Genomic DNA, 23,469 nt, shown 5'->3' on the forward strand with positions numbered 1-23,469 from the left:
CCGATCCGGTCGGGGTCGGTTTCCGTCCTCGGTGAGGGAGTTCAGACGTGCGTGAGTACAGACATTGGGCGGCTGCCGCGGTCGCGGTGATGGTGTGCCTTGCCGGCGCCACCCCGGCGAACGCCGAACAGCGCGACGATCACTGCGTCGCCGACACGGCGACCGGAGTGGTCCGGTGCTTCGACAGCCTCGACGAATCACTCGCCGCGGCGTCGGCCGGCGAGGTCGGTGCCTCCGCGACGGTGATCAGCGTGCTGTACGAAAACGCGAACTTCGGTGGCGCCAGCGTCGCCGTCACCGGGTCGCCGTGTGTCGAGGGAACCAACCAGACCGTCGGCTTCCTCGGCGACTGGAACGACAGGATCTCCTCGTTCCAGACCTTCCACAACTGCTACATCACGATGTACGAGCACGCCGAGTACCAGGGCGAACGCCAGGAGTGGTACGCCAACGACAGCGGCAACTACGGGTCGAACATGAACGACCGCGGCAGTTCGGTGGTGTACTCGCGCGGGCCGTCCCGCGCCGAACTGCTCAAGGACTGCGGCCACGCCACCAAGACCTGCAACGCCCACGTCGACCAGCGCGGCCAGGACTTCTACGGCGACTGGGGCCGGGTGGACACGGTGTACAACTGCAGTGCCAACAAGATCACCCAGGTGATCGGCAAACGTGACACCCGCAGCGGCAAGAACACGGTGTCGAACGAGATCAGCGTGAGCGCGGGCTTCGAGTTCCTCGTCGACTGGTCGGTCGCGTACAAGCGGACCTGGGGCCAGGAATGGGGCTGGGAGACCAGCGAGAGCGTCGAGACCCGGATCGAGGTCAACCCTGGCTACTGGGCGGGCCTCGACCGCTCACCGGTGATGCGGGTGGCCAGCGGCTCGTACGACATGTGGTACGACAAGCGCAAATGGGGCCACAACCAGTGGTACGTCTGGAACTTCAGCGGTGAGGGACCGGCGCCCGGCGTCGTCGGCCAGACCAGGACGGTCGGCAAGAAGATGACCTCGGCCGAGAAGAAGAAGGTGTGCGGGAAGTCGGCCGGTCTCGTGCGGTCGGCCGCCGGAGCACCGGTGGAAAGCGCCACCGCACCTGCCGCACCCGCGGTGCGCGTCGCGCAGGGATCGCTGCACGGCTAGCCGGGTGGTCCGGCTCGGCGGTCGTCAGCGGCCGCCGAGCCCCGGCAGGGTCAGGGTGGTCACCGCCGTCGTCACCCAGCCCAGCAGATCGCCGAGCGGGATGGTGGAGAGCCGTTCCGGCCATTCCTCCGCCAGCGCGTGCAGGACGAGGTGACCGTCGTGCGACTCGACGGCGGTGAGCCGGATCCCTCGCGGGAGGTCCGGCAAGGGCAGCATGATCGGTTTGAGGCGGGACGGCGGGCCGAACCGGCGGCGTCCGATGTGGACGGACATCGGCCGGAGAACGACGGCATCGCCCTCCACGGTGGGCTCCAGGGCGAGATGCCCCCAATGGGGCCGCTTTTCCCAGCGGACGTGGAAATGCCCGTCGTCGCCGGGGGTCACGATGATGCCGGGCCGGGTCTCGGCCACCCGCGTCTGCAGTACTTCGGGCGAAACCCGGATCGCCATCCGCACCTGTTCGGGGATGGCGGCGGGCGACGGGAGTGAGCGGAGACGGACGTTCGATGCGAGCACGGTGATGCGTTCGAGCGGCGTCTCCGGCCAATCGACGTCGTCGGCGACGAGGCGGACGTCGCCGATCCGGCCGGTGGCGGCCAGGCTCAGGCTGTCGGCCTGGTAGTCGAGTGCGGTCAGCGTGAGGCCGACGTCGTGCCCGTTCACCTTGGTCGTCAGCCGCCGCCCGACCAGCTGTTCGGTGACGGTCTTCAGCACCGCGGCCGGGGTGACGGGCACGATCGGCAACAGCGCCCGCCCGGCGGCGGCCAGGCCGAACAGCTCGGGAAGCGGGTTCAGGTCGAACCATCTGCCGTCGCTCATCCGCCCAGTGTCGCCGAACGGGACGCCGATCGCCGCCGCAGGGGGTCAGCGGGCCGCGAAACGGGCGATCACGCCCGCCAGGATCACCCAGAACGCCGCGGCCAGGCCGTAGTCGAGAATGACCGCGAGATTCGGGTCACTCACCGGGAAAAGGCCCGGCCAGAACAACGCCAGCGGTTTGGCCAGCGCCTGGATGAAGATGAAGAAACCGTTGCCCGCGTTGGCTCCTGCGAGCACCATCACCATGTACAGCAGCTCGATGAAAGCGAACACCGCACCGATGCCGGTGATGACCCGCACGGCGGTGTTGCTCCTACTGGTGGTTCGCCATCTGGACATGCCGGAAAAGTTCCCCGATTCCGCGGTGACAAACGCTTCAACGGCCAGATTGCGCCGATTGGCCGCACCTTGGCCACTGCGCGGAGGCGCACCGTGACAGAGTGATATCCGCCGGCCGAGTAGCACTGCGGGCGCTGGAGGCCGGGCCGGTCGGTAGGCGGCCGTGGCGTGGCGGACCGGTGCTCAAGCCGCCGTGGTGGCGTTCGAGTCCTGGTGAACGGCGCTGGGCTCTTCGTGCTCTCTCCTGGTCACCCATTCGACATGTCGGGCGGATCACGACGGATCGTCGGTACCGGCGCGCACTCGCCGACCGCGCCGTCAGGCGTCCAGCGGTGCGCCGCGCCACTGCCACCCGGCGCGGGAGGGGCGACCGGGGATGTCCACCCGCGCCGTCGCCCACAGCAACGCCGTCCAGGGATCGACGTCGGTGGCGTCGACTTCGGGGAACATCCGCGTGAGCACGCGCGAACAGACCTCGCGCGGCGGGTCGAGGGTGACGTCGAGGCCCCTGGCCATGTCCTCGCCGTGGACCAGGACCTCGACGCAGCCCATTCCGGTGAAACCCTCGAGGTCGGCATACCCGCTCGGGTGATACGCGCGGACGTCCGGGTCCGCCTTGCGGAGCGTGGCGCCCAGGATGCCGCCGCCGACCGTGACGAACTCCAGCAACTCCGCCGGCGTCGCGGCCTGGTCGGCGACGGATTCGAAGCGGACGAAACGCGGCGTCGACGGCCGGGCGATCAGCAGTCCCGCGTAGGAGATCAGGCAGTCGCCGAGATGCTCGGCCGTGCGCCAGGCGTCGAGTTCACCGGTGCCCGGCGCCGCCGACCAGTCACGGCCCGACGCCCGCCTCAGTCCGCCGACCACACTGGCCACGGCCGCGTCGAGGTCGTCGGGCGTGATCGTCATCCTGGCATCAACTCAAAGGTGTCGGAAACGCGACCGGACCGCGGCGGCCGTTCTTCCCGACCGCGCGCACACCGAAGAACACGTTGTCCTTCGACAGATCCACCTCAGCCTCGGTCGTGTCGCCGACCTTGATCACCCGCGTCCAGTCGGCGGCCGTCGTCTCCCGCCACACGACCTCGTAACCGGCGAGATCCGGGTCTGTTCCGCGCCGCCACACCAGATCCGTGTCGTTCGTCAGCTGGTTCGTCCTGATCCGGACGTCTTCGGGGGTGCCCGGCGCGGTCGCCAGCGACCACATCGCCGCTGCGTTGACCCGTGCGACCCTGGTGATGAAGGCGAAGTCGCAGAACTCCGGTAGATCGCCGAACCGCTTGCCGTTCTCCACCCGGACGTCCTGGTGCTGGTGCGCGTAGTCCTCGTGCGGTTCGGTGAACCGGGCGGCCGGATAGCCCTGCTCCAGGAACGGGATGTGGTCGCCGCCCCGCAGGTAGCGATCGCGCCGGTGGATCACCCGCACGGCCATGCCGGTCGCGTCGTTCTCCGCGACCGATCGCACGAACCGGGCCAGCTGACGGGACGGCGAGTCGTTTTCGCCACCGACCGCGCGCCGGATGTCGGCCTGCGCCGGGGTTTCCGACGTCGGCACCCCTTCGGCGAACAACCGGATGGTGCGCGGGTCCCGCGTGCCGTCGTCCGCCCGGCTCGAGCCGACGATGTCGTTGGTGAACATCGCCTGCACGTTCGTGCCCGCCGATTTGTAGAGCGTGGCCATATGCCGCGCGCCGAACAGGCCCTGTTCTTCGCCGGCGACCGCCGCGAACACGATGGTCGCGGCCGGACGGCGCGTGGCGAACACCCGGGCGAGTTCCATCGCGACGGCCACACCGGAGGCGTCGTCGTCCGCGCCCGGCGCGTCCTTCACCGCGTCGAGCGGATCGGAACACCGCGAGTCGTAGTGGCCCGACACGACGTAGACCCGCTCGGGAGTGGTAGAGCCGCGCAAGGTGGCGACGACGTTGGTGATCGTGGTGGCGACAGGGATCCTGGGCGGAGCGGGCTGTTGCAGATACGACTGCAACTCGACCTTCATCCGGCCGTCCGACCGTTCCGCGGACTTCTTCATTTCCGCGAAGATCCAGTCGCGGGCGGCGCCGATGCCGCGGACCGGATCCGTCTGCGAGGACAACGTATGCCGCGTCCCGAAGGCCGCGAGCCTGCGTACGGTGGCCTCGATCCGATGCTCGTCGATCTCCCGCAGGATCGCCCTGAGTTCGGCGTCGGGGCGTTGCGGGGAGAGACGTTCGCCGGGGCCTCGATCGCCTGATTCTTCGGTGCCGGCCGTGGGTGAGAGGGCGGTTGACGACGGCGCGGTTGATGGCAGGGCAGTCGACGACTGCGCGGTTGATGACAGGGCGGTTGACGACAGGGCAGTGGAAGAGAGGGCAGTGGAAGAGAGGGCAGCCGCCGACAAGGCGGCCGACGTGGACAGGAAAACTCGTCTGGACCTTTCCTCAGCCATCCTCCGTTCCTACGCGCCTGGTGATCCGGCGTCTACCCGCGAAAAGGATGAGCGCGGCGGGCGGGGGACGGGAGAGGATCACCGAGTGATTCTCGCGAGAAAGAAATCCGTGGCCGAGGCACTCCGGGAAACGCTGGAGAGCCGGGGGCGCCGTGTGGGCGTGCTCGTCGAGGCGCTCGTGCGCGTCGACAAGTCCGGCGATGCCGCTGAAATCGCGGCGGCCTTCGAGATGATCACTGAAACACCGGCGCTCATCGCGACTCTCGACGGGTACTGGCGATACGAGCGAGCTCTGGATGACGTCGCCCTGTCCCTCAGGGTCGGCAAGGCAGGACCGCTGACGACTGCGATCGCGGCCTCGCACCACAACGGCCGGATCCGGGAGCCGGCGGTCACGAGACTGCTGGCGAAACCGCGTCCGGAGATACTTCCGTTCCTGCTGTTGCGCATGACGGACTGGGCCACGCCGGTCAGCGACGTCGCCCGCACGGGTGTCCTCCGGCTGCTGCACGATGATCCGTCGACCTACCTGCGGGCGGCTGCCGAGACCATGCTGCACCTGGGACGCCGCCGCCGCGGCGGCTTCGGCGTGCGACAGCTGTACGCGGCCGCTTACGACGCCCCCGTGGAGGTGCTCGAGCAGTTGATGTGCTCGGAGAACTTCGCGGTGCGGAGGTTCGCGTTCGAGGTCCGAACTCGGCGTAGCGACTTCGAATTCGACGAGCTGATCCGGCTTGCCTTGACGAATTCCGACAAGAGCATCCGCGTACGAGCCGGTGAGGCCGTCGCTCGTGAGGCTGTTTGGACCGGTCGTGTGGACGTCCTGCGCAAGCTGGCCGCGTGCCACCACAGCGAGGTACGGATCAGCGCACTGACCGGGCTCGCGCGCCTCGGTCACTTCGCGGAGATCGTCGATCTGCTGGACGACCGTTCCAGCCTGATCCGGGCACTGGCACGGGACGCCGCCCGGCGTACGGGCGTCGATGCTGTCTCTTGGTACCGGACCGCTGTTTCCGGTGCGAACCCTTCCCTGGGAGCCATCGCGGGGCTTGCGGAGTCGGGGCGGGCAGAGGACGGACAGCCGCTGCACCCGTTGCTGAGGCACCCTGTGGCCAGGATACGGGCGCAAGCCGTTGGGGCACTTCGGATCCTGGATGCTGTTCCGGTCGGTTCGGTGAGGTCGATGGTCGAGGACCCTTCGCGACGGGTGGTCAGGGCGGCTTTGAAGGCGTTGGCGTCACGGGTCTGATGTTTCTGCCGTCGGCGCCGGTGTAGGGCCTTCGCGGCCATCCGTTTCCGTGCTCAGACTTCGGGTTCATCGTCGTCCTCGGGGCCTGTGCGTGGTTCGTGGAACGGCTCTGGCCCTGTCTCGTAGGTATGGCCGCTCGGCGTGGTGATGATCATGCCGCCGTCACCGGTGGGCACGGCCGACCACCCGGGTTCCTCCCGAAGCAGGTTGTGGCCTTTGCAGTGACTGTGGCAGTTGTGCTGGTCGGTCTTGCCGTCGCGAGCCCACGAGATGATGTGGTCGATCTCCGAGAATTCGGCAGGCCGGTGACAGCCTGGTTGCGTGCACTCGCGATCCCGTGCCTTGATCAACCGTGCCAAGGACGCCGGTGACCGGTATTTGTCGGCACCGGCTTCGAGCAATTGACCTGTGGCGGAGTCGGTGATCAGCCGCGACCAGGTCGATTCGGGATCAGAGGCGATCTCGCGGACCAGCCAATCGGGAATGGGCCCGTATCCGGCGAGTGTCGCTGGGTCGTCGCGCGCGCCGGCGAGGGTCAGAAAATCGACATAGACATGGATGTGCGCACGCGGCTTGCCATGTCCGTCCTCGGCCAGCAGGCGTTCGGCGAAGACATCGGCGCGATGCTGGTCGAGGGTCCGGGATTTGTCCTCGTTCCGCCGGGCTCGCGCGGCTCGGCTCAGTGAGGCGTAAAGGGAACTGGCGACTTCCGTGGGGAGATGGCCGGCGAGCGTGGACATGGTCTCGCCGTGGTGGTCCAACGAGATATGCCGTAACGCGCGTTTCTTGGCGGCTCGTTCGCGATAGCCGTCGGGATCGAACTTCTGCACGGCGTGACTCACCGAGCGCCGGATCGCGCCGGGATCACGGTCGGCGAGACGATCGGTCAGCCAGGCGTCGACCTGCGCCGCGACTTCGTCCGACACGTCCCTCGTCAGCTGCACGACCTTGGAAGCCTTGTGCAGGTCGATATCGCCCCGCTCCAACGCCACCAGCGTGTTCGGCAGGCGAGCGACGAGAGCGCAGGAAGTCTCGACGAGCAGGAACGCGTGATTGCGGGTGACCGAGAAGCGCAAGGCGACCTCCTCGGTCACAGATCTTCGTGATCCACCGCGAGCGGCGAAATCGGCTAACGCTCGCACCTGACGTCCCTGTGTCCGGCGAAGTGAGAGCTCTTCGTCGAACGCGGTGTCAAGAAAGCGAGCGGCTTTCGGGTTATACGGGAGAGTAGTGGTCATACCCACGATGATAGTCGAACTCACGTTCGAATTCGATCGAATCAGTAATCGAACTTACGCGGAAAGTGAACGGTCCTGTCACGCCTATCGAGCATGACCGCCAGGCCGGCTTGCCCGCTTGACGGGGTGAGTGAGCGAGGGCTACCCGAGACCGCTGGAAGACCGCGAAGTGCTGGGGCGCGGGTGCTGAGCGAAGACAAGTGCGGCTGCGGGGCCGGCTCGACGGCTATGACGGCTATGCCGGGTCACGACCGCTCTCCCGGATCGAGCTTTCCTCGGTGTTGACCGGTATACGGCCACCGCCATGGACGTGTTCGAGTCACTCACCCGGTTGCGTCACCGGCTGGAACCCCGTGGCTGGAACCCGGTGGCTGGAACCCGGTGGCCGGGCGATCGCCGTTCATAGGGCTCGCCGCGACATCTATCCGAGCGGGATGTCCAGGGATGTCGGCGGAGATATGCGGAGAGCGGCTTCAGCTCTCGCCCGCCGCAAGCAACTCCCGCAACATGGCCAGCAGCTCCCGCCGGTCCCCGGCCCCGAGTTTTCCCCGGATCCGGGCCATGTGGTGCTCCACGGTCTTCCCCGAAATGAACAGTTTGCCGCCGGCCTGTTTGTACGTCAGCCCGTCGACGACCAGCCGCGCGACCTCCAGTTCGCGGTCGCTCAACGCGCTCAGCCCGGTGGCCGCGACGGGTTCCGGAGCGCGTCCTTGGAACTGGCGGGCCGCTTCGAGCAGCTGGACCATCGCTTTGCGATCCGAGGTCCGGATCGCGGCTTGCCCGGCCAAGCGGGAGGCGTCCCAGCAGAGGCCGAGCTCGTGCAGTTCCGAGGAGGCCGCGGTGATCTCTTCGGGATCGAAGGTGCCGGTCAAGACCGCGAGCCAGCCGGCCGCGGCGGCGGCGAGGGCGGCCGGATAGCGTCCGCAGGACGCGAAACCGTGCAGGGCGGCCAGATGTTCCGCGGCCGAGGAGTGGTCCTCGACGGTGATGGCGGCGTGCAGTTCGTGCCAGCGTAAAGTGGCCGTCCACAGTGGAGGGTTGCCGAGCGCGTCGAGCACGGTGTGCGCCCGCTCGAGCTGCCCGGCCAGTCTGGCGCTCGCGCCGCCCCGTGCGGCCGCGATCGCGAGTTCTCCCAGCGGAAGCAACGAATACAGATCCGGCTGCTGTCGCATCGAAGCCTGATACGCCCGGTCCCAAGACCGTTGCAGGCCGGGAAGATCGCTCGCCCGCCGCGCCAGGCCCAATTGCAGGGTGGCGGCGAAAAGCTCGTCGCGCGCTTCGAGACCGTCCGGTGGCATCAAGGCTTCGGCGGCCGTCTTGAGGTCGCCCGCGGTCATCGCGACCCAGCCGAGCAACAGCCGGTGGCGTTTCGCGAGCAGGTCGCCGCCGATCCGGCCGCTCACCGCGCGGCTCAACACCGATTCGGCCAGCGCGAGTTCACCGGAATGCAGACCCACCAACGCCGCGAGGGCCGCCGGGCTGTCCGGAAGCGGCGCCGGAGCCCCCGCCGATTCCAGCATCGAAGCCGCGCCCAGCAGGGCCGACAGGGTATCGGCGCCGCAACCGGACACCGAACCGGTGATCGCGCGTGCCATTCGTGAAGCGGCGCCCGCGAACAGGGTCGGGACTTCGGGAGTTTCGAGCACGCCGCGGGCGGCTTCGAGTTTTCCGGTGCCCAGCAACGCGATCGCGGCGAACGCCTTCGACCCGGCCCGGCCGGACCATTGGTACAGCTCCGCGCTGTGCGCCAGTTCGCCGCGATGCGCCAGCACTGTCGCGGCCACTTCGGCACCCGCAGCCCTGGCGTCCGTGTCCGAGGTGCTGCCGAGCATTCCGTCACCGAGCCGGAGCGCGGTGTCGAGATCCCCGGCCAGCGCCGCGGCGTGCGCCCAGCCGACGGTGAGCGCCGCGCCGCGCCCACCGGCCTCGGACGCGGCTTCGTAGAACCGCGCCGCGAGTTTCGTGTCGTCGGGCATCGCCTCACGCGCGGCCGCCTCGAAGGCCGCCGCCGCGCTCGCGCCGGAACTTCCCGTGCCCAGCAGGGATCGGGCGAGGTCCAGCACCGGGAGTCCGTCACGCAACTGGAGTTCCACCAGCCGCTGCAGCACCGTCAGCCGTCGCCCGGGCGACCCCCAGGCGCGGATGGCTTCGGCGGCGATCGGCAGCAGCACGTCGTCCTCGCCGAGGAGACCGGTCGCCCTGGCGCTGTCGAAGACTTCGGGCAGCTCTTCGCGATCACGGTTGAGCAAGGCCGCCAGGAGATCGAGATTCCGGCCCGCGCCCGCCTCGGCCGCGATCAGGAACCGGTGGACGTCGTCGTCCAGCTGCTCCAGCTCACCGCGGAAGTCCGCGAGCCTGCCGGTGACCGCCCGCACCACCAGCCCCGGCACGCCACCGGTCCTGGCATGGACGTCCTCCGCCGTGGCCGGGTCACCGCCGGCGTGCTCGACGAGCCGCCGGACGTCGTCGACGCCGAACGCGCCCAAGGTCACCGCTCTGCCGAAGGAATCGGCAAGGGCGCGCAAGGCGGTGGTGCGCGCGGCGGGCCGGAAAGCCAGGACCACGGGCGCCGTCGTCTCCTCCGCGAGTGCCTTGATCTTCGCGATCTCGTCGGTACCGAGCTGGTCGGCGTCGTCGACCAGCACCGCCTCGACTCCGGCGCTGTCGTAGTGGCGTCCGAGCAGGCCGAGCAAATGGGTCTTCCCGTGCCCGCCGGGGGCGACGACGGTGACCCGCACCGGAAGTGCCGGGGCGGCGATCACCTCGTCGAGCAGGCGCCGGGCTCCCGGATGGATGATGCCGGGCTTGTCGAGCAGTGCGTTCAACAGCGACCTTCGGGGGAGGAAGTCACGCCGGGGGTGGCCGGCGCGCACGAACTCGAAGTGGTGGGAGGGGCTTCGGGACCCTTGTCCGCGGTGGCTTCTCGGGTGGTCAAGGTGAGCAACAGCGTGGTCGCGGCCAGCACCACCACCGCGGCACCGGCGACGAGAGGCTTGCGCCGCCTGAGCAGTTTCGCCGCCCCGGTGCGTTCTGGCAGGGGGAACGGGGTGATGTCGACGGGTGGCCGTTCGGGCCGCTCGGTGAGTTCTCCGGGCACGTCGACCCGGGGAAGAAGGGTGGTTTCGATGGTCGCGACGGCATTCGGCACCGGGCTGCCGGGTCGAGGAAGGTCACGCCGGGCGGCGATGTTGGCCGCGCCGGTCGCCACCGTCAGCACCGGATCGCTCGACGCGAAGACAGGGCACGGTGTCCGGCCGAGAACCGGTGGGGCGTCGCCGCAGAGCACGATGCCCGCCAGCGCCCGCGGCGGGATCCCGGCGCCGTGCGCGAGTTCGAAGACCTTGCCGACGGCCTCGCCGGGCTCGACGCCTTCCACCGTTTCGACCGGCTGCCAGCCGTTGACGCCTGCCGAGGCGATCGTCACCAGCGCGCCGTCGGGCCCGAATTCGCAGACACCGGCGGTGACCTCGCCCTGGGGGGCGAGATACGCGTGCAGTGCGGCGATGGGCGCGGCGACCAGCGCGGCACCGGGAAAGCCGGCTTCGGTCAGGGCCCGGCGCAGCAGCTCCCGGCGGAAGGAACCCCAGCCGACGGGGTGCGTGAGCACGATGTGCCGCGGCTTCTCACCGAAACGTTCGGCCGCTTGATCCACCGCGGCGTCCACCAGGACCGCGCTGAGGGATTCGGCCGGGAACCGCTCGCCGTCCACGATCACCGGGACGTCGTCACCGACCCGTTCGTGGAACCCGGTCAGCAGCCGAGCGGGCGCGGACCGGCCCGCTTCGACGGCGGCGTCGCCGGTGAGCAGGTAGCCGTCGTCGTCGAGGAACACCGCGGACGCCGCCGCCGGGCCGTGCGCGCCGAGCCACGACGGCTCGGGCGCGCCCCAGCCGTCGCCGGTGTTCACGCAGGTGACGGCGGTGGTGCGGGTCGAGGCGATATCGATGCCGAGGACGTAAGGCAACGAGCATCCTCCTTCGCTGGGCCAGCCCCTAGGGACCACGTAGGGCCACTCACCCGAACGGCTTGACCCGTCTGGGTGAGACTTGGCATTAAACCCAACCGTATGCGTCTCGGTTAAGCCCCTAACGCCCTAACGATGTCATACCGATCCCCTATCGGCTGAGTGAGTGACGACCGGGAGTGATCCCCGATGTGCGCGGTGGCACCGGCTCGCTAACTTCGGTGAAGCGTTCAGCCGTGCCTTTCGGCCGCTGTGCCCCCTCCATCGACCTAGACCTTCAGGAGAGTCCTTTCATGGGTTCCGTCCAGACCCTGCACGACTTCACGCTGAACCTGCTGAACGACACCGCCGCCCGCGCGGCGTTCGCCAACGACCCGCAGCAGGTGCTGGCCGACGCCGGCCTCGGTGACATCAACGCCGCCGACGTGCACGAGGTCGTCCCGCTGGTCCTCGACTTCGTTCCGGTCGAAACCGCCACCGACCTCGGCGGAACCACCGCGGCCACCGTCGACGGCCTGGCCGGCTTCGGCGGCATCACCAGCGTCGTCAACGGCACCGACGGCGAGTGCGCCGATGGTGTCCAGGGGGCGATCGACCAGCTCACCGCGCTGACCGCCGGCCTGCCGGTGGCCATTCCCGGTGCGGGCACGCTGCCGGGCCTGCCCGAGGCCGGTCTCCCGGCCGTTCCGGGGCTGCCGGAGCTCGGCGGCCTTCCCGCCGTCCCGGGTCTGCCGGCCGTCTCCGACGTGACCGACGTGTCGAACGCCGCCGCCGGCGTGACCGCCCTCGCGCAGAACACCGTCGGCAGCTTCGGCCTGACCGGCGACCTTTCCCAGGGCCTCGACGCCGTCTCCGTCGGTCAGGCCGGTGGCCTCGCCAACGGCGCCGTCGAAACCTCGACCGGCCTGGTCGGCGACGTCTCGGTCGTGGACGCCGTTCCGGTCGTCGGCTCGGTTCCGGTCGTCGGTGACCTGAACAGCGACCTGCCCCGCGTCGACGGTGTCACGGGCGGTACGTCGGACTTCTCGTCGACGGTGGGCGACCTGACCAGCGTCATCGGCCAGGTCGGCGTCGCGGACGTCACCACCAAGGTGCACGACATCGCGGGCAAGGCGCACGACATCGGCAACGGCATCGGTAACGGCATCGGCAACGTCAACGTCAATGCCATCGGCAACGTCGCGAACGACGTGACCGACAACGTCGCGACCGACGTCACCGACAACGTCGTGAACGAGGTCGCGAACCACGCGGGCGTCAACGACGTGCACGACGTCGTCTCCGGGGTGGCCAACAACATCGGCCACGTGGGCGACATCAACCTCGGTGCCGGCGACATCGGTTCGGGCAACGACATCCACCTCGGCTGACCTGAATATTTTTCAGCTCTGTGTCAGGGCCCCGCGACCGCACCAGGTCGCGGGGCTTTCACGCCCGTGTTGGCCGATGCCACATTGATTCCGTGCTTGGTTAAGGGAACACTGCATCCCCGTGACAGCCCCCGCCTGGCTCGACGTGCTCAACGAGACCTTGGACGCCTGTGCCGCCCACGGTCGCGCCGACCTGGCCGAACGCCTCCGGCGCAGACGTGACCACCGCGCACCGGGCACCCGGATCGCGGTGGTCGGTTTTCCCAAGCAGGGCAAGGGTTACCTGCTCAACGCGCTGCTGAACGCGCCGGTCTGCGCGGTCGGGGACGCGAGTACGCCCGCCGTGCCCACGGAGATCGGTTACGCCGCCGACCCCGCCGCCACGCTGGTCGGGCACGGCAGGGAAAGCGTGCCGGTCGGGACGCTCGCCAAGGAACTCGAGGTGCGGCCGCCCGGGTCGCTGCGCCGGGTCGAAGTCGGCCTGCCGCGCGAACTGCTCGGCACGGGACTGGTGCTGGTGGACACCCCGGCGATAGGGGATCCCCGATCGCCGCGCACGGCGGCCACCCTCGACGTCCTCGCCGACGCGCACGCGGTGATCCTCGTCTCCGACGCGACGCAGGAACTCCAGCCCGCCGAACTGGCGCTGGCCAGGCATATCCGGACCTGGTGTCCCGCGCTGGTGCTGGCATTGACCAAGATCGACGTGAGCCCGGACTGGCGGGAACTCGCCGCCCGCAACCGCGCCGCGCTCTCCGAGACCGGTGTCGTCGCCGACGTCTTTCCCGTGTCCGCGACGGTGCGCCAGGCCGCCGCGAAAGCCGGTGACGCCGCCCTCAACGGACGGTCCGGTTTCCCGGAACTGCTGAACTGGGTGGGGGAACAGGCCGCGCGCCCGATCGAACGCACCCGCGCGCTCGCGGCCGCGGTGAGTGTGCGGGCGGCCGCGGTCGAGCTCGTCGAGACGTTGCAAGCGCGGCTCGACGCCGTCTCGCAGGACAACGGGACCGACCAGGTCGCCCTGCTGCAGCAGGCCCAACGGCGCACCGAGGAACTGCGGCGGCGGAACGTGCGCTGGCAGAACCTGTTGTCGGACGAGATCACCGACCTGATCTCCGACGCCGAATACGATCTGCGCGAGCGGACCAGGGTGATCGTGCGCCATGTCGACCGCACCTTCGACGAAGGCGATCCGGTGCAGATCTGGCCGGATTTCCGAACCTGGCTGGAAGAGAGCCTCGCTGAAGCCGTCGAGACGAACTACAACTGGGTGTCCGACCGGGCGACGTGGATCGCGCACGCGGTCGCCGCGGGTTTCGGGCCACGCTACGGCCAGGCCCCGGAACTGCCGCTGACCGGGTCGGGAGTGGACTCGATCCCCGAGGTCGGCGCCCCGAAGATCGAGCGGTTCAAGATCGGGCAGAAACTCTTCACCGGCTTGCGTGGCTCTTACGGTGGCGTGCTGATGTTCGGCCTGGTCACCAGTCTCGCCGGGCTGCCGCTGATCAACCCGGTGTCCCTCGGCGCCGGTGTCGCGTTCGCGACCAAAAGCGTGCGCGACGAAGGCGGGATGCGGTTGCAGCGACGTCAGGCGCTGGCGAAGGCGGCGGCGCAGCGCCATGTCGACGACGTGTTCATCCGGTTCAGCAAGGAGATCAAGGACGAGGTCCGCCAGGTCCAGCGGCGCCTGCGCGACCATTTCGCCGCGCTGTCCGACGAACTCGCGGAAGAGCTGACCCGTCAACGGGAACTGATCATCGCCGGCTCCGCCGAGCGGGATCGGCGCGCCCAGCGGGTCAAGAAGGAGATCGACCGGCTGGCCGCCCTGCACCGGAAGGCGGGGACGCTCGGCAGTGGCACCGGGCCGCGCCGGGAGCTCTCCGCGTGACCCCCCGCCGACGTACTCCTTTGCGGGGGCGGCATGAACACCGTCGACGTGCTTTTTCGCGCGGGGGCGGCATGAACACCGTCGACGTGCTTTTTCGCGCGGGGGCGGCATGAACACCGTCGACGTGCTTTTTCCCGCGGAGGCGGCATGAACACCGCCGACGTCCGTGAGCTGCTGAACGAGGCCGCGGCGCACTATCGCGGCCGTCCGCACGCGGTGGCGATGCTGCGGGAATGCCTGGAGCGCTTGGAAAAACCGCTGCGGGTCGGCTTCGTCGGCACGCCGGGCACCGGGAAGTCCACTTTGGTCTCCGCGCTGGCGGAGTGGCCGACCAGGGCGTTGCGGGAACTCGATCTGTTCGACACCCCGGCGCCCGCCGAACACGTCGACGCGACGGTGCGCCTGGTGCGTCATCTCGAACCCGACGAACTCGCCGGTGCCCGGCCGGTGGGTGGTTCCCCGTTCGCGCGGCAGACGGCGGTGAACTCGGTACTGGTGCTGGGGCGCGCCGACGAGGTCGGCGCGGGCCGGATCGATGCCTTGCTCACCGCGAAACAGCTGGCACGGCGGGCTTGGCGCGAGGACCCGCGGTGCGCGGGGTTCCAGGGGGTCATCGCGGTCGCCGGGCAGTTGGGGTACGCGGGGCGCGCGCTCCTCGACGACGAATTCGAGGTACTGCGGGCGCTGGCGTCGGTTTCCCGGCCGGAGCTGGAGCGGTATCTCCTGTCGGTGGACTCCTTTGTGGACGATCACTTCCCGGTGAGGATCCCGCCGGAGTCGAGGAAACACCTGGTGTCGCGGTTCGGCCTCTACGGGGTCCGCCTGGCGATCACCCTGATCCGCACCGGCTGCGAGAGCAGGCTGAAACTCTCGGCGGAACTCGTGCACCGCAGTGGCCTCGGCGACCTCCGGGACACACTCGCGGGGTGTTTCGTCGCGAGGGCCGACGTGCTGAAGGCACGCACGGCGGTGGTGCGGCTGGAAGGGCTGCTCGCCGCCGAACCGCTTCCGCGCGGCGACCGGCTGGCCGCCCGCGTGGAGCGCTTCGCCGCGGCCGCGCACGATTTCCGGGAACTGCGGCTCATCGCCGGCATCCGCGGTGGCCGCACGGCGTTGGCCGGGGAGATCGCGGAGGAGGCCGTCCGGCTGCTCGGCGCGCAGGGACTCGCGCCCACCGAGCGGCTCGGTCTCGAACCGGACGCGGGCCCCGCCGAGATCCACGCGGCCGCGGAAGGCGCGCTCGGCCGCTGGCGGCAGGAGGCGGAACGCGCCGACGCCGCGCCCGCCGAACGCGCCGCCGCCCGGGTCGTCGTGCGTTCGGTCGAGGGGCTGCTCAGCTTGTTCGTGGGTTGACCCCTTCAGCCCGCGTCAGGCGTTGCCGAGCACCCGGGTCACGGCGATCTCGACGACCACGCGTTCCGGGTTCGGCTTGGGCTGCCGGTAGCGCGCGGCGTAGCGGTTCTCCGCGTCGCGCACCGACTCCGGGTCTTCGCGCAGCACCGCGCGTCCCTCCAGGGTGGACCACCGGGGTCCGTCGAGCTGGCAGGCGGCGACCGGAACGCCGTTTTCGCCCGCTTCCTTGATCATGCGAGCCTTCTTGGACGAGCGGAACGTGATCACGCGGGCAATCCCGGCCTCGAAGTCCACCGTGACCCCGACCGCGACGACATGCGGGGTCCCGTCCGGCCGGACGGTGGTCAGGGTGGCGAGATGCCGCTCGGTCCAGAAGGCCCGGAAGGCCTCGCCACGCGCGCTCAGATCGAGTGTCATACGTCCCACGCTAGGCCACCTTCACGAAAGCGTCATTTGAGGTAATAGTAAGGAAACTTTCCTAACTCTCTTGTTTTTGGCCGACCCGGATGTCACCCTCGGAACGCGCCGCCGCCACCAACGACGTTTCCGGAGGAGCCATGAAAAAGACCGTTCGGACAGTGCTGGCCGCGGCCGCGCTGACCGCCGGGCTGGTCGCCACGACCGCCCCCGCCACCGCGGTGACCACTCAGGGAACCCCCTACCTGCCCGGAGTTCTGCGCCCGTCGGTGTCGCAGGCGACGCAGGACGCGGCACTCGCCAAGTACTACGACTTCTGGAAGAAGAACTTCCTGACCACCAAGTGCGGAACGGGCACCTACGCGGTCAAGGCGCCGGACGCCGACCACGCCTTCGTGGCCGAGGGCCAGGGTTACGGGATGACCATCGCGGCGATGATGGGCGCCAAGGATCCGCAGGCCCGTACCGTCTTCGACGGCATCCTGAAGTTCGTGAAGGCGCATCCGTCGGTGATCGACAAGGATCTGCACGCCGCCGAGCAGGACGAGAGCTGCAAGAGCGTCAACGGCAGCGACGCGGCGACGGACGGCGACCTGGAGATCGCCTACGGCCTCCTTCTGGCCGACAAGGTCTGGGGCAGCGGCGGTTCGGTGAACTACAAGGCCGAGGCGCTGCGGATCATCAAGGCGATCAAGCGCAGCGAGGTCAACCCCGACACCAAGTTCATGCGGCTGGCGGACTGGGCCGACAGCGGCAAGTACATCAACAGCTCGCGCTCCTCGGACTGGATGCCGGGACACCTTCGCGCGTTCGAGAAGGCCACCGGTGACTCCTTCTGGGGTCAGGTCCGGACCCGGCAGGAGAAGGCCGTCACACAACTGCAGCAGCAGTACGCGTCGAAGACCGGCCTCATCCCGGACTTCGTCGTCAACACCAATTCCACGCCGAAGCCCGCTCCGGACGGCTTCCTCGAGGACCACGACCCGCACTACGGCTACAACGCCTGCCGTGACCCGTGGCGGCTCGGCGTCGACGGGATCACCGTCTCGGGCAGCCCCGCGCAGGGACAGGTGCGGAAGATGAACACCTGGATCCAGCAGAACACCGGCGGCAACCCGGCCAAGATCACCACCGGCTACACGCTGTCCGGGTCCAAGCTGCCGGGCGAGACGGGACAGCACCCCTGTTTCACCGCGTCGTTCGCCATCGCGGCGATGAACGACCCGGGCAGCCAGGCCTGGCTCGACAAGCTGTGGACGTCGATCACCACCTGGTCGCCGCAAGCCGACGACTACTACGGCACCGGCATCACCGTGCAGGTCCTGATCATCCTCTCGGGGAACTACATCGCGGTCTGAGCCAAGTACCTGAAGGCCCCCTTCTCGCACCTGGGTGCGGGAAGGGGGCCTTCCGGTACGCCGGACACCCATCGGACAGAATTTCAACTGCCAGTTGACCTCTTCAACAGCCAGTTGTAGCGTCGGCGACCATCCGAAGCCCGTGGAGGTCCCTCATGCCGTCGACGCCGCTCACCTTGACCCGAATCTGGCGCCTGGCCGTGCTCACCGGCCTGGCCGCGCTCGTCACCACGGCCTGTGGCGGCGGGCCCGACGGTGCGGGCGGCCAGGAACCCGCGGCACCGGGTGCGCCCGCCGCCATCCCGGACACCACCTCGTTGATCGAGTCCGTCCAGAAGGACGCCGCCGTCGCCGGCACCCTGCCCGCCAAGTACACCCAGGCCGGGATGCTGCACCTCGCCTCGAACCTGCAGTCCGCGCCCAACAACTTCTACGCCGCCGACGGCAAGACGCCGATCGGCTACGAGGTCGACCTCGCCAAGGCCATCGGCAAGAAGCTGGGCGTCACCGTGCACCACCAGGACATGGCGTTCGGTTCGCTGATCACGAGCCTCCAGTCCGGCCGCGTCGATCTCACGATGGCCGCGATGAACGACACCAAGACCCGCCAGGCGCAGATCGATTTCGTCGACTACTTCTCCTCCGGCATCACGATCATGGTCCGCAAGGGCGATCCCGACCGGATCGCCGGCCCCGAAACGTTGTGCGGCAAGAACGTCGCGGTCGTGCAGGGGACGAGCCACCAGAAGTTCGCCGAAGAGCAGAACGGCAAGTGCGCGCAGGCGGGCAAGCCCGCGCTGACCGTGACCGCGACCGATTCCGACACGCAGAACCAGAACCAGCTCCGCACCGGCCGGGTCGCCGCCATCCTCAACGACCTGCCCAGCGCGGTCTACATCTCCCGGACCGCGGGCGAGGGCAAGTTCTTCGAGGTCGTCCCCGGCGAGCCGATCAACGGCGGACCGTACGGGATCGGCGTCGCCAAGGACAACAAGCCGCTCGCGGAGTCGATCCGCGGCGCGTTGCAGTCCCTGATCGCCGACGGCGGCTACGGCAGGATTCTGCAGGCCTGGGGCGTCGAGCAGGGCGCGGTCGAGGAGGCGAAGCTCAATGGCGGAAGCTAGCCGGTCGACGACCGAGCCGCTGCCGATCGTCCGGCTGAGGCACTGGGGTCGCTGGGTCAGCGCCGTCGTCATCCTCGCGCTGCTGGTCCTGCTCGGGATCGCGCTCGGGAACGCCCAGATCCAGTGGGACTCCGTCCCGGAGTTCCTGTGGTACCGGGTGATGGCGGTCGGCCTGCTCAACACCGTGCTGCTCGCGGTGATCGCGCAGGGTTCGGCGATCGTCATCGGCATCGTGATCGCCCTGATGCGCCGCTCGGCGAATCCGGTGGCGCGCTGGTTCGCGGCCGGTTACATCTGGCTGTTCCGTGGGCTTCCGGTGCTGCTGCAGATCCTCATCTGGTACAACCTGGCACTGGTCTTCGAGTTCATCTCGATCCCGCTGCCGTTCGGTGGCCACCTCCTGCACGAGCAGACCAACGTGCTGATCACCGCGTTCACCGCCGCGTTGCTGGGCTTGGCGCTCAACGAAAGCGCGTACATGGCGGAGATCGTCCGCGCCGGGCTCAACAGTGTCGACAATGGACAGACCGAGGCGGCGAAGTCGATCGGGATGTCGCCGGGCGCGACACTGCGCCGTGTGGTGCTGCCGCAGGCGATGCGGGTGATCATCCCGCCGACCGGCAACGACTTCATCAACATGCTCAAGGGGACGTCGATGGCGTCGGTGATCGGCGTGACCGAGCTGATCCACGCCGCCAACAACATCTCGTCCAACAACCTGCTGGTGATGGAGACACTGCTGGCCGCCGCCGTCTGGTACATGGTCGTGGTGACCGTCGCCGGGGTCGGCCAGCATTATCTGGAGCGCGCCTTCGATTCCGAAGACCGGTCGCGGAGCCCGTTCTCCCGTGCCGCCAAGGCCTTGCGCACCGCGCCGCTGGTGAGGAGTGAACGTGTCTGAGCCGCTGCTGAGAGCCGTCGGCGTCCGCAAGAGCTACGGCCACACCGAGGTGCTCGGCGGGATCGACCTCGAAGTCCGCAAAGGACAGGTGGTCTGCCTGCTCGGCCCGTCGGGCGCGGGGAAGAGCACCTTCCTGCGGTGTGTCAACCATCTGGAGCCGATCGACGCCGGGCAGGTCTGGGTCGACGGCGAGCCGATCGGTTTCCGGCTGCGCGACGGAAAACTGTACGAGCTGAAGGAACGCGAGGTCGCCCGCCAGCGCCGCGACATCGGCATGGTGTTCCAGCGGTTCAACCTGTTCGGTCACCGGACGGCGCTGCAGAACGTCGTCGAGGGGCCGGTGCGGGTGCTCGGTGTCCCCCTGGCCGAAGCCAAAGAGCAGGCACTCGAACTGCTCGACAGGGTCGGCCTCGCGCACCGCGCCGACGCCTATCCGGCGCAGCTGTCGGGCGGACAGCAGCAGCGGGTCGCGATCGCCCGGTCGCTCGCGATGAAACCGAAGCTGATGCTGTTCGACGAGCCGACGTCGGCGCTCGACCCGGAACTCGTGGGCGAGGTGCTGGCGGTGATGGGTACGTTGGCCGCGGAGGGGATGACGATGGTCGTGGTGACGCACGAGATGGGGTTCGCGGCCGAAGCCGCCGACGAGGTGGTGTTCATGGCCGACGGCATGGTCGTCGAGACCGGGCCGCCGGGGGAGATCCTGAGCACTCCGAAGCACGAGCGGACCCGGCAGTTCCTGGCGCGGGTCCTCGCATGACGCGGATCTCCCCGCGGTACCTGCTGCAGTTCGACGAACCGGCCGGATACCTCGACTTCGCGCGGTTCGGTCCGCCGTCGCACGCCGTGCTCGACACGACGGCGAGCCTGCTCGACGCCTCCACCAAGGCCGGTCCGTCCACGGTGGACGATCTGATGCGGCAGGAGACCAGGGCCAAGGCCGCCGCCGCGCGGCTTTCCGGCAGCGACACCGACCACACGGTGTTGCTGCCGCACACCAGTCTCGGCCTGTTCCAGGCGGCGTTCAACGCGCCTGGCGGCGAGGCGCTGGTGTCTTCGGCGGAGTTCCCGGCCAACACCTACCCGTGGGCGCGGGCCGAACAGGCGGGACGGCTGACCGTGCGGCGGCTGCCGCTGGGGAAGGTCACGGCGGACGCGGTCAAAGCCGCGCTGACGCCGGAGACGTCGCTGGTCAGTGTGAGCGCGGTCGACTTCCGCACCGGGTTTCGCGCCGATCTGGCGGCGATCCGGGAGGTGGTGGGCGACCGGCTGCTCGTGGTCGACGGAATCCAGGGCTTCGGGGTGACCGAGGCGCCGTGGGAGGTCGCGGACGTGCTCGTCGTCGGCGGGCAGAAGTGGTTGCGGGCGGGCTGGGGCACCGGTTTCGCCGTCCTGTCCGACCGGGCGCTGGAGCGGATGGAACCGATCCTGTCCGGCTGGACCGGCGCCCGTGACCCTGGACTGTTCGACGACGAGATCCATCCGGCCGACGGGACCGCGGCCGCCTGGTCGATTTCGAACCTGAGCCCGATCACGTCGGGCGCGTTCGCCGCCGCGTTGGAACTGGTCGAAGAGGCGGGCGTCGCGGCCATCGCCGCGCGGATCACCGAACGCGTCGGCGAACTCGAAGAAGTCGTGAAATCCGTCGGGGGAGAGGTGGTTTCGGCCGTCGACCGGCGGGCCGGGATCCTCGCCTTCACTATGCCAGGGCAGGCCGCCGAACAGGTCGGGGCGGCGCTGGCGAACGCCGGGATCGCCGCGACCGTGCGGCCGGAGCACGTCCGGCTCTCCCCGCACGCGTCCACTCCGGCGAGTGCGGCGGAACAGGTGCGGACGGCGCTGGAGCGGCTGCACGAACCGGTCACGGTGCTTTCCGGCGTTCTCGCGGCCGGAGTGGTGTCGAGTGACCTGCTCACCGCGCTCGTCCCGGCGGTGCACGCGCTCGCGGCGATGCTGGGGCCGGGCAACGAAGTCCTGCTGCACGACCTGCGCAGGCTGCCGGACTCGATCGTCGCCATCGCGGGCGACCTCACCGGCCGGACGGTCGGCGGGCCGATGACGGATCTGCTGCTGGGCCTGGTCCGTCGCGGCACCACGCAGGATCTGACGAACTACGAGACCCACGGCCCCGACGGCCGGGCGATCCGCTCCTCGACGCTGTTCCTGCGGGACGCCGACGGGGTCGCGATCGGCTGCCTGTGCGTCAACCGGCTCTCCGACGGTGCACCGAAAGCCGACGGGCACGAACCCGAGACGTTCCCGCCGGACGTCGACAGCCTGCAGCGGTTCCTGGTCGGGCGCGCGGTGGCGAAGGCCGGGATCCCGGTGGACCTGATGAAGAAGCGGCACAAGGCGGCCGTGGTCCGGGAACTGGACGAGGCGGGGTTCTTCCTCATCAAGGACTCGGTGGACCACCTCGCCGGGGAACTCGACGTCACGCGGTACACGATCTACAACTACCTGAACGAGATCCGGGGCACCTGAGGGCTGCGGCTGGTGCCGCGCGTGCAATGAAGGAGTCTTTCATCGCAAGATTCGCGATGAAAGACTCCTTCATTGCAGTGGGGACTAACGGAGGAAGGACTCCACGGCATCGGCGGCCCGGTCGACGCCGCCGTTCCCGCGCGTCTCGGCCCGCACCTCGGCGAGCCGCGCGGCCACCTCGGGCGACCCGGCCACCCGCTCGACGGCGGCCCGCAACGTCGAGGCCGTCACCTCGTCGGCCGGGAGCTGCTCGCCGACGCCCAGTTCCGCCAGCTTCGCCGCGTTGCCGAAACCATCGGTGGCCAGCGGGATCGCGACGGTCGGCACGCCGTACCACAGCGATTCCGTGCTGCCGCCCATGCCGGCGTGCGTGATGAACGCCGACGCGGCTTCCAGCACGACGAGCTGCGGGACGAACGGACGCACCTCGATGTGTCCGGGCAGCGGCCCGAGCGCGGCCGGGTCGGTCTGACCGATCGAGATGACCACGTGCCAGTCCGAGTCGCGGAACCCGGCCACGCAGGCGCGGAACAGGTCCAGCTGGTCGGTGAACGCCGTGCCGAGCGACATCAGCAGGATCTTCCTGTCGTTCGACGGCGGGGTCCAGCTCCGGTCGGCGAGGCGTTCCGGGTCCAGCGCCGGGCCGACGAACCGGACCGACGACGGCACCCGGTCGACGTTGGGCTGCATCGCCCTCGGCAGCAGCGCGAGCACCTGGGGCGGATGGGAGATCCACTCCCAGGCATCGGCCTCGATGCCGTTCTCGTTCAGCCATCGGGTGAACGTGGCGAAATAGTCCTTTCCGGGCGGTGAGGTCCGGATCGAGGTCAGGATCTCGCCCATGTCCTCTTCGTAGCCTTCCCAAGCGACATAGGTCGGCGAAAGCTGCACCGCCGGAACGTCGTAGCGCCTGGCCAGCAGCGGAGCCGGAAGCCCGCCGATGTCGTACAGGAGCAGGTCCGGACGGTTCCGGTCGTAGAAGTCGGTGAGCACCGGCATCGCCTGGATGCCCTCGTCGAGGAAGACCCGCATCTGCGCCGCCGGATCCTCCGGCCATCCCGACTGGTCGCCGAGCGGGAGGATCGACGGATGCGCGACGACCTCGGCCCCGGTCGGTGCGATCAACCCGGTGAGTGGTTCGCCCACGGCGTAGCTGACCCGGTGCCCGCGCGCGACGAGTTCACGGATGACGGCCAGCGAAGGGTAGATGTGGCTCGGCGCGGTGCTGCCGATCATGGCGATGTGCTTGTTCTGCATGATGTCCTGTCTGCCTTCGTGAAGGAACGTCAGACGGCGCGCAGAAAAGGGGGCCTCCCGGTCACGGGCGGCCCTGCGGTCACGCCGTCTCAGGCGATGCGCATGCGGATATGGCAGATCATGATCGAGATCCTAGCG

20 protein-coding genes are annotated in these 23,469 nt (G+C 69.1%); 11 read left to right on the forward strand and 9 right to left on the reverse strand.

Features of this window, described 5'->3' with window-relative positions:
* The first annotated feature begins 47 nt into the window (after positions 1-47).
* Positions 48-1,142 (forward strand): peptidase inhibitor family I36 protein, encoded by a 1,095-nt coding sequence (locus P3102_RS07800; RefSeq protein WP_276367733.1) that lies wholly within the window; start codon positions 48-50, stop codon positions 1,140-1,142.
* A 24-nt stretch (positions 1,143-1,166) separates the two neighbouring features.
* Here the strand turns inward: P3102_RS07800 and P3102_RS07805 are convergent, their stop codons facing one another.
* The 4 genes from P3102_RS07805 to P3102_RS07820 all read right to left on the reverse strand — a co-directional run bounded on the left by P3102_RS07805 (position 1,167) and on the right by P3102_RS07820 (position 4,395).
* Positions 1,167-1,961: an LmeA family phospholipid-binding protein gene (locus tag P3102_RS07805; RefSeq protein ID WP_276367735.1), complete on the reverse strand. Its 795-nt coding sequence runs from the start codon at positions 1,959-1,961 to the stop codon at positions 1,167-1,169.
* 45 nt (positions 1,962-2,006) lie between these two features.
* A complete protein-coding gene (locus P3102_RS07810; protein ID WP_026467456.1) occupies positions 2,007-2,261 on the reverse strand; it encodes a hypothetical protein in 255 nt (84 codons plus the stop codon).
* A 357-nt stretch (positions 2,262-2,618) separates the two neighbouring features.
* Positions 2,619-3,209, reverse strand: coding sequence for a hypothetical protein (locus P3102_RS07815; RefSeq protein ID WP_276367736.1), 591 nt, complete (start codon positions 3,207-3,209; stop codon positions 2,619-2,621).
* A gap of 7 nt (positions 3,210-3,216) precedes the next feature.
* On the reverse strand, positions 3,217-4,395 hold the full coding sequence (locus tag P3102_RS07820; RefSeq protein ID WP_276367738.1) for a M20/M25/M40 family metallo-hydrolase: 1,179 nt from the start codon (positions 4,393-4,395) through the stop codon (positions 3,217-3,219).
* Between the two features lie 3 nt (positions 4,396-4,398).
* Here P3102_RS07820 and P3102_RS07825 point away from each other — a divergent pair, with 3 nt between their 5' ends.
* Both P3102_RS07825 and P3102_RS07830 read left to right on the forward strand, forming a co-directional pair.
* The gene (locus P3102_RS07825; RefSeq protein ID WP_276367739.1) at positions 4,399-4,533 is read left to right on the forward strand and encodes a hypothetical protein; all 135 of its coding nucleotides are present in this window, start codon (positions 4,399-4,401) and stop codon (positions 4,531-4,533) included.
* A gap of 16 nt (positions 4,534-4,549) precedes the next feature.
* On the forward strand, positions 4,550-5,977 hold the full coding sequence (locus P3102_RS07830; protein WP_276367741.1) for a hypothetical protein: 1,428 nt from the start codon (positions 4,550-4,552) through the stop codon (positions 5,975-5,977).
* A gap of 53 nt (positions 5,978-6,030) precedes the next feature.
* Here the strand turns inward: P3102_RS07830 and P3102_RS07835 are convergent, their stop codons facing one another.
* The 3 genes from P3102_RS07835 to P3102_RS07845 all read right to left on the reverse strand — a co-directional run bounded on the left by P3102_RS07835 (position 6,031) and on the right by P3102_RS07845 (position 11,179).
* Entirely contained in the window at positions 6,031-7,215 is a 1,185-nt protein-coding gene (locus P3102_RS07835) for an HNH endonuclease signature motif containing protein (protein WP_276367742.1), read from the reverse strand.
* Positions 7,216-7,688: 473 nt separating this feature from the next.
* Positions 7,689-10,040, reverse strand: a complete 2,352-nt coding sequence (locus P3102_RS07840) for a helix-turn-helix transcriptional regulator (protein ID WP_276367744.1) — start codon at positions 10,038-10,040, stop codon at positions 7,689-7,691.
* Positions 10,037-11,179 carry a molecular chaperone DnaK gene (locus P3102_RS07845; protein WP_276367746.1) on the reverse strand — a complete coding sequence of 381 codons (1,143 nt, stop codon included), beginning with the start codon at positions 11,177-11,179 and terminating at the stop codon, positions 10,037-10,039. Before P3102_RS07845 ends, P3102_RS07840 begins: the two co-directional genes overlap by 4 nt.
* A 293-nt stretch (positions 11,180-11,472) precedes the next feature.
* Here P3102_RS07845 and P3102_RS07850 point away from each other — a divergent pair, with 293 nt between their 5' ends.
* From P3102_RS07850 to P3102_RS07860, 3 genes are all read left to right on the forward strand, one after another.
* A complete protein-coding gene (locus tag P3102_RS07850) occupies positions 11,473-12,549 on the forward strand; it encodes an IniB N-terminal domain-containing protein (protein WP_276367747.1) in 1,077 nt (358 codons plus the stop codon).
* Between the two features lie 121 nt (positions 12,550-12,670).
* Positions 12,671-14,437 carry a dynamin family protein gene (locus P3102_RS07855; protein ID WP_276367749.1) on the forward strand — a complete coding sequence of 589 codons (1,767 nt, stop codon included), beginning with the start codon at positions 12,671-12,673 and terminating at the stop codon, positions 14,435-14,437.
* 147 nt (positions 14,438-14,584) lie between these two features.
* Entirely contained in the window at positions 14,585-15,790 is a 1,206-nt protein-coding gene (locus tag P3102_RS07860; RefSeq protein ID WP_276367750.1) for a GTPase, read from the forward strand.
* Positions 15,791-15,805: 15 nt separating this feature from the next.
* Here P3102_RS07860 and P3102_RS07865 read toward each other — a convergent pair whose 3' ends face one another.
* Positions 15,806-16,207 (reverse strand): TIGR03618 family F420-dependent PPOX class oxidoreductase, encoded by a 402-nt coding sequence (locus P3102_RS07865; protein ID WP_276367752.1) that lies wholly within the window; start codon positions 16,205-16,207, stop codon positions 15,806-15,808.
* A 140-nt stretch (positions 16,208-16,347) separates the two neighbouring features.
* Between P3102_RS07865 and P3102_RS07870 the strand changes: the two genes are divergently transcribed.
* The 5 genes from P3102_RS07870 to P3102_RS07890 all read left to right on the forward strand — a co-directional run bounded on the left by P3102_RS07870 (position 16,348) and on the right by P3102_RS07890 (position 22,074).
* The gene (locus P3102_RS07870) at positions 16,348-17,565 is read left to right on the forward strand and encodes a glycosyl hydrolase family 8 (protein ID WP_276367754.1); all 1,218 of its coding nucleotides are present in this window, start codon (positions 16,348-16,350) and stop codon (positions 17,563-17,565) included.
* A gap of 155 nt (positions 17,566-17,720) precedes the next feature.
* Complete coding sequence (locus P3102_RS07875; RefSeq protein ID WP_276367756.1) at positions 17,721-18,689, forward strand: ABC transporter substrate-binding protein; 969 nt, start codon at positions 17,721-17,723, stop codon at positions 18,687-18,689.
* Positions 18,676-19,590: an amino acid ABC transporter permease gene (locus tag P3102_RS07880; protein ID WP_276367758.1), complete on the forward strand. Its 915-nt coding sequence runs from the start codon at positions 18,676-18,678 to the stop codon at positions 19,588-19,590. The genes P3102_RS07875 and P3102_RS07880 overlap by 14 nt, the downstream gene beginning before the upstream one ends.
* Positions 19,583-20,350, forward strand: coding sequence for an amino acid ABC transporter ATP-binding protein (locus P3102_RS07885; RefSeq protein WP_276367759.1), 768 nt, complete (start codon positions 19,583-19,585; stop codon positions 20,348-20,350). The genes P3102_RS07880 and P3102_RS07885 overlap by 8 nt, the downstream gene beginning before the upstream one ends.
* Positions 20,347-22,074, forward strand: a complete 1,728-nt coding sequence (locus tag P3102_RS07890; RefSeq protein ID WP_276367761.1) for an aminotransferase class V-fold PLP-dependent enzyme — start codon at positions 20,347-20,349, stop codon at positions 22,072-22,074. The genes P3102_RS07885 and P3102_RS07890 overlap by 4 nt, the downstream gene beginning before the upstream one ends.
* 84 nt (positions 22,075-22,158) lie before the next feature.
* Here P3102_RS07890 and P3102_RS07895 read toward each other — a convergent pair whose 3' ends face one another.
* Positions 22,159-23,331 (reverse strand): macrolide family glycosyltransferase, encoded by a 1,173-nt coding sequence (locus P3102_RS07895; protein WP_276367763.1) that lies wholly within the window; start codon positions 23,329-23,331, stop codon positions 22,159-22,161.
* Positions 23,332-23,469 lie beyond the last annotated feature (138 nt).

The sequence above is a fragment of the Amycolatopsis sp. QT-25 genome, assembly GCF_029369745.1.
GTDB lineage: Bacteria > Actinomycetota > Actinomycetes > Mycobacteriales > Pseudonocardiaceae > Amycolatopsis.

What these genes read in the sequence shown, in the direction of transcription:
- P3102_RS07805 (WP_276367735.1), bottom strand. Translation starts at nt 1,961, where the DNA reads ATGAGCGACGGCAGATGGTTCGACCTGAACCCGCTTCCCGAGCTGTTC.
- P3102_RS07815 (WP_276367736.1), bottom strand. Translation starts at nt 3,209, where the DNA reads ATGACGATCACGCCCGACGACCTCGACGCGGCCGTGGCCAGTGTGGTC.
- P3102_RS07825 (WP_276367739.1), top strand. Translation starts at nt 4,399, where the DNA reads ATGCCGCGTCCCGAAGGCCGCGAGCCTGCGTACGGTGGCCTCGATCCG.
- P3102_RS07835 (WP_276367742.1), bottom strand. Translation starts at nt 7,215, where the DNA reads ATGACCACTACTCTCCCGTATAACCCGAAAGCCGCTCGCTTTCTTGAC.
- P3102_RS07850 (WP_276367747.1), top strand. Translation starts at nt 11,473, where the DNA reads ATGGGTTCCGTCCAGACCCTGCACGACTTCACGCTGAACCTGCTGAAC.
- P3102_RS07860 (WP_276367750.1), top strand. Translation starts at nt 14,585, where the DNA reads ATGAACACCGCCGACGTCCGTGAGCTGCTGAACGAGGCCGCGGCGCAC.
- P3102_RS07865 (WP_276367752.1), bottom strand. Translation starts at nt 16,207, where the DNA reads ATGACACTCGATCTGAGCGCGCGTGGCGAGGCCTTCCGGGCCTTCTGG.
- P3102_RS07870 (WP_276367754.1), top strand. Translation starts at nt 16,348, where the DNA reads ATGAAAAAGACCGTTCGGACAGTGCTGGCCGCGGCCGCGCTGACCGCC.
- P3102_RS07875 (WP_276367756.1), top strand. Translation starts at nt 17,721, where the DNA reads ATGCCGTCGACGCCGCTCACCTTGACCCGAATCTGGCGCCTGGCCGTG.
- P3102_RS07880 (WP_276367758.1), top strand. Translation starts at nt 18,676, where the DNA reads ATGGCGGAAGCTAGCCGGTCGACGACCGAGCCGCTGCCGATCGTCCGG.
- P3102_RS07890 (WP_276367761.1), top strand. Translation starts at nt 20,347, where the DNA reads ATGACGCGGATCTCCCCGCGGTACCTGCTGCAGTTCGACGAACCGGCC.
- P3102_RS07895 (WP_276367763.1), bottom strand. Translation starts at nt 23,331, where the DNA reads ATGCAGAACAAGCACATCGCCATGATCGGCAGCACCGCGCCGAGCCAC.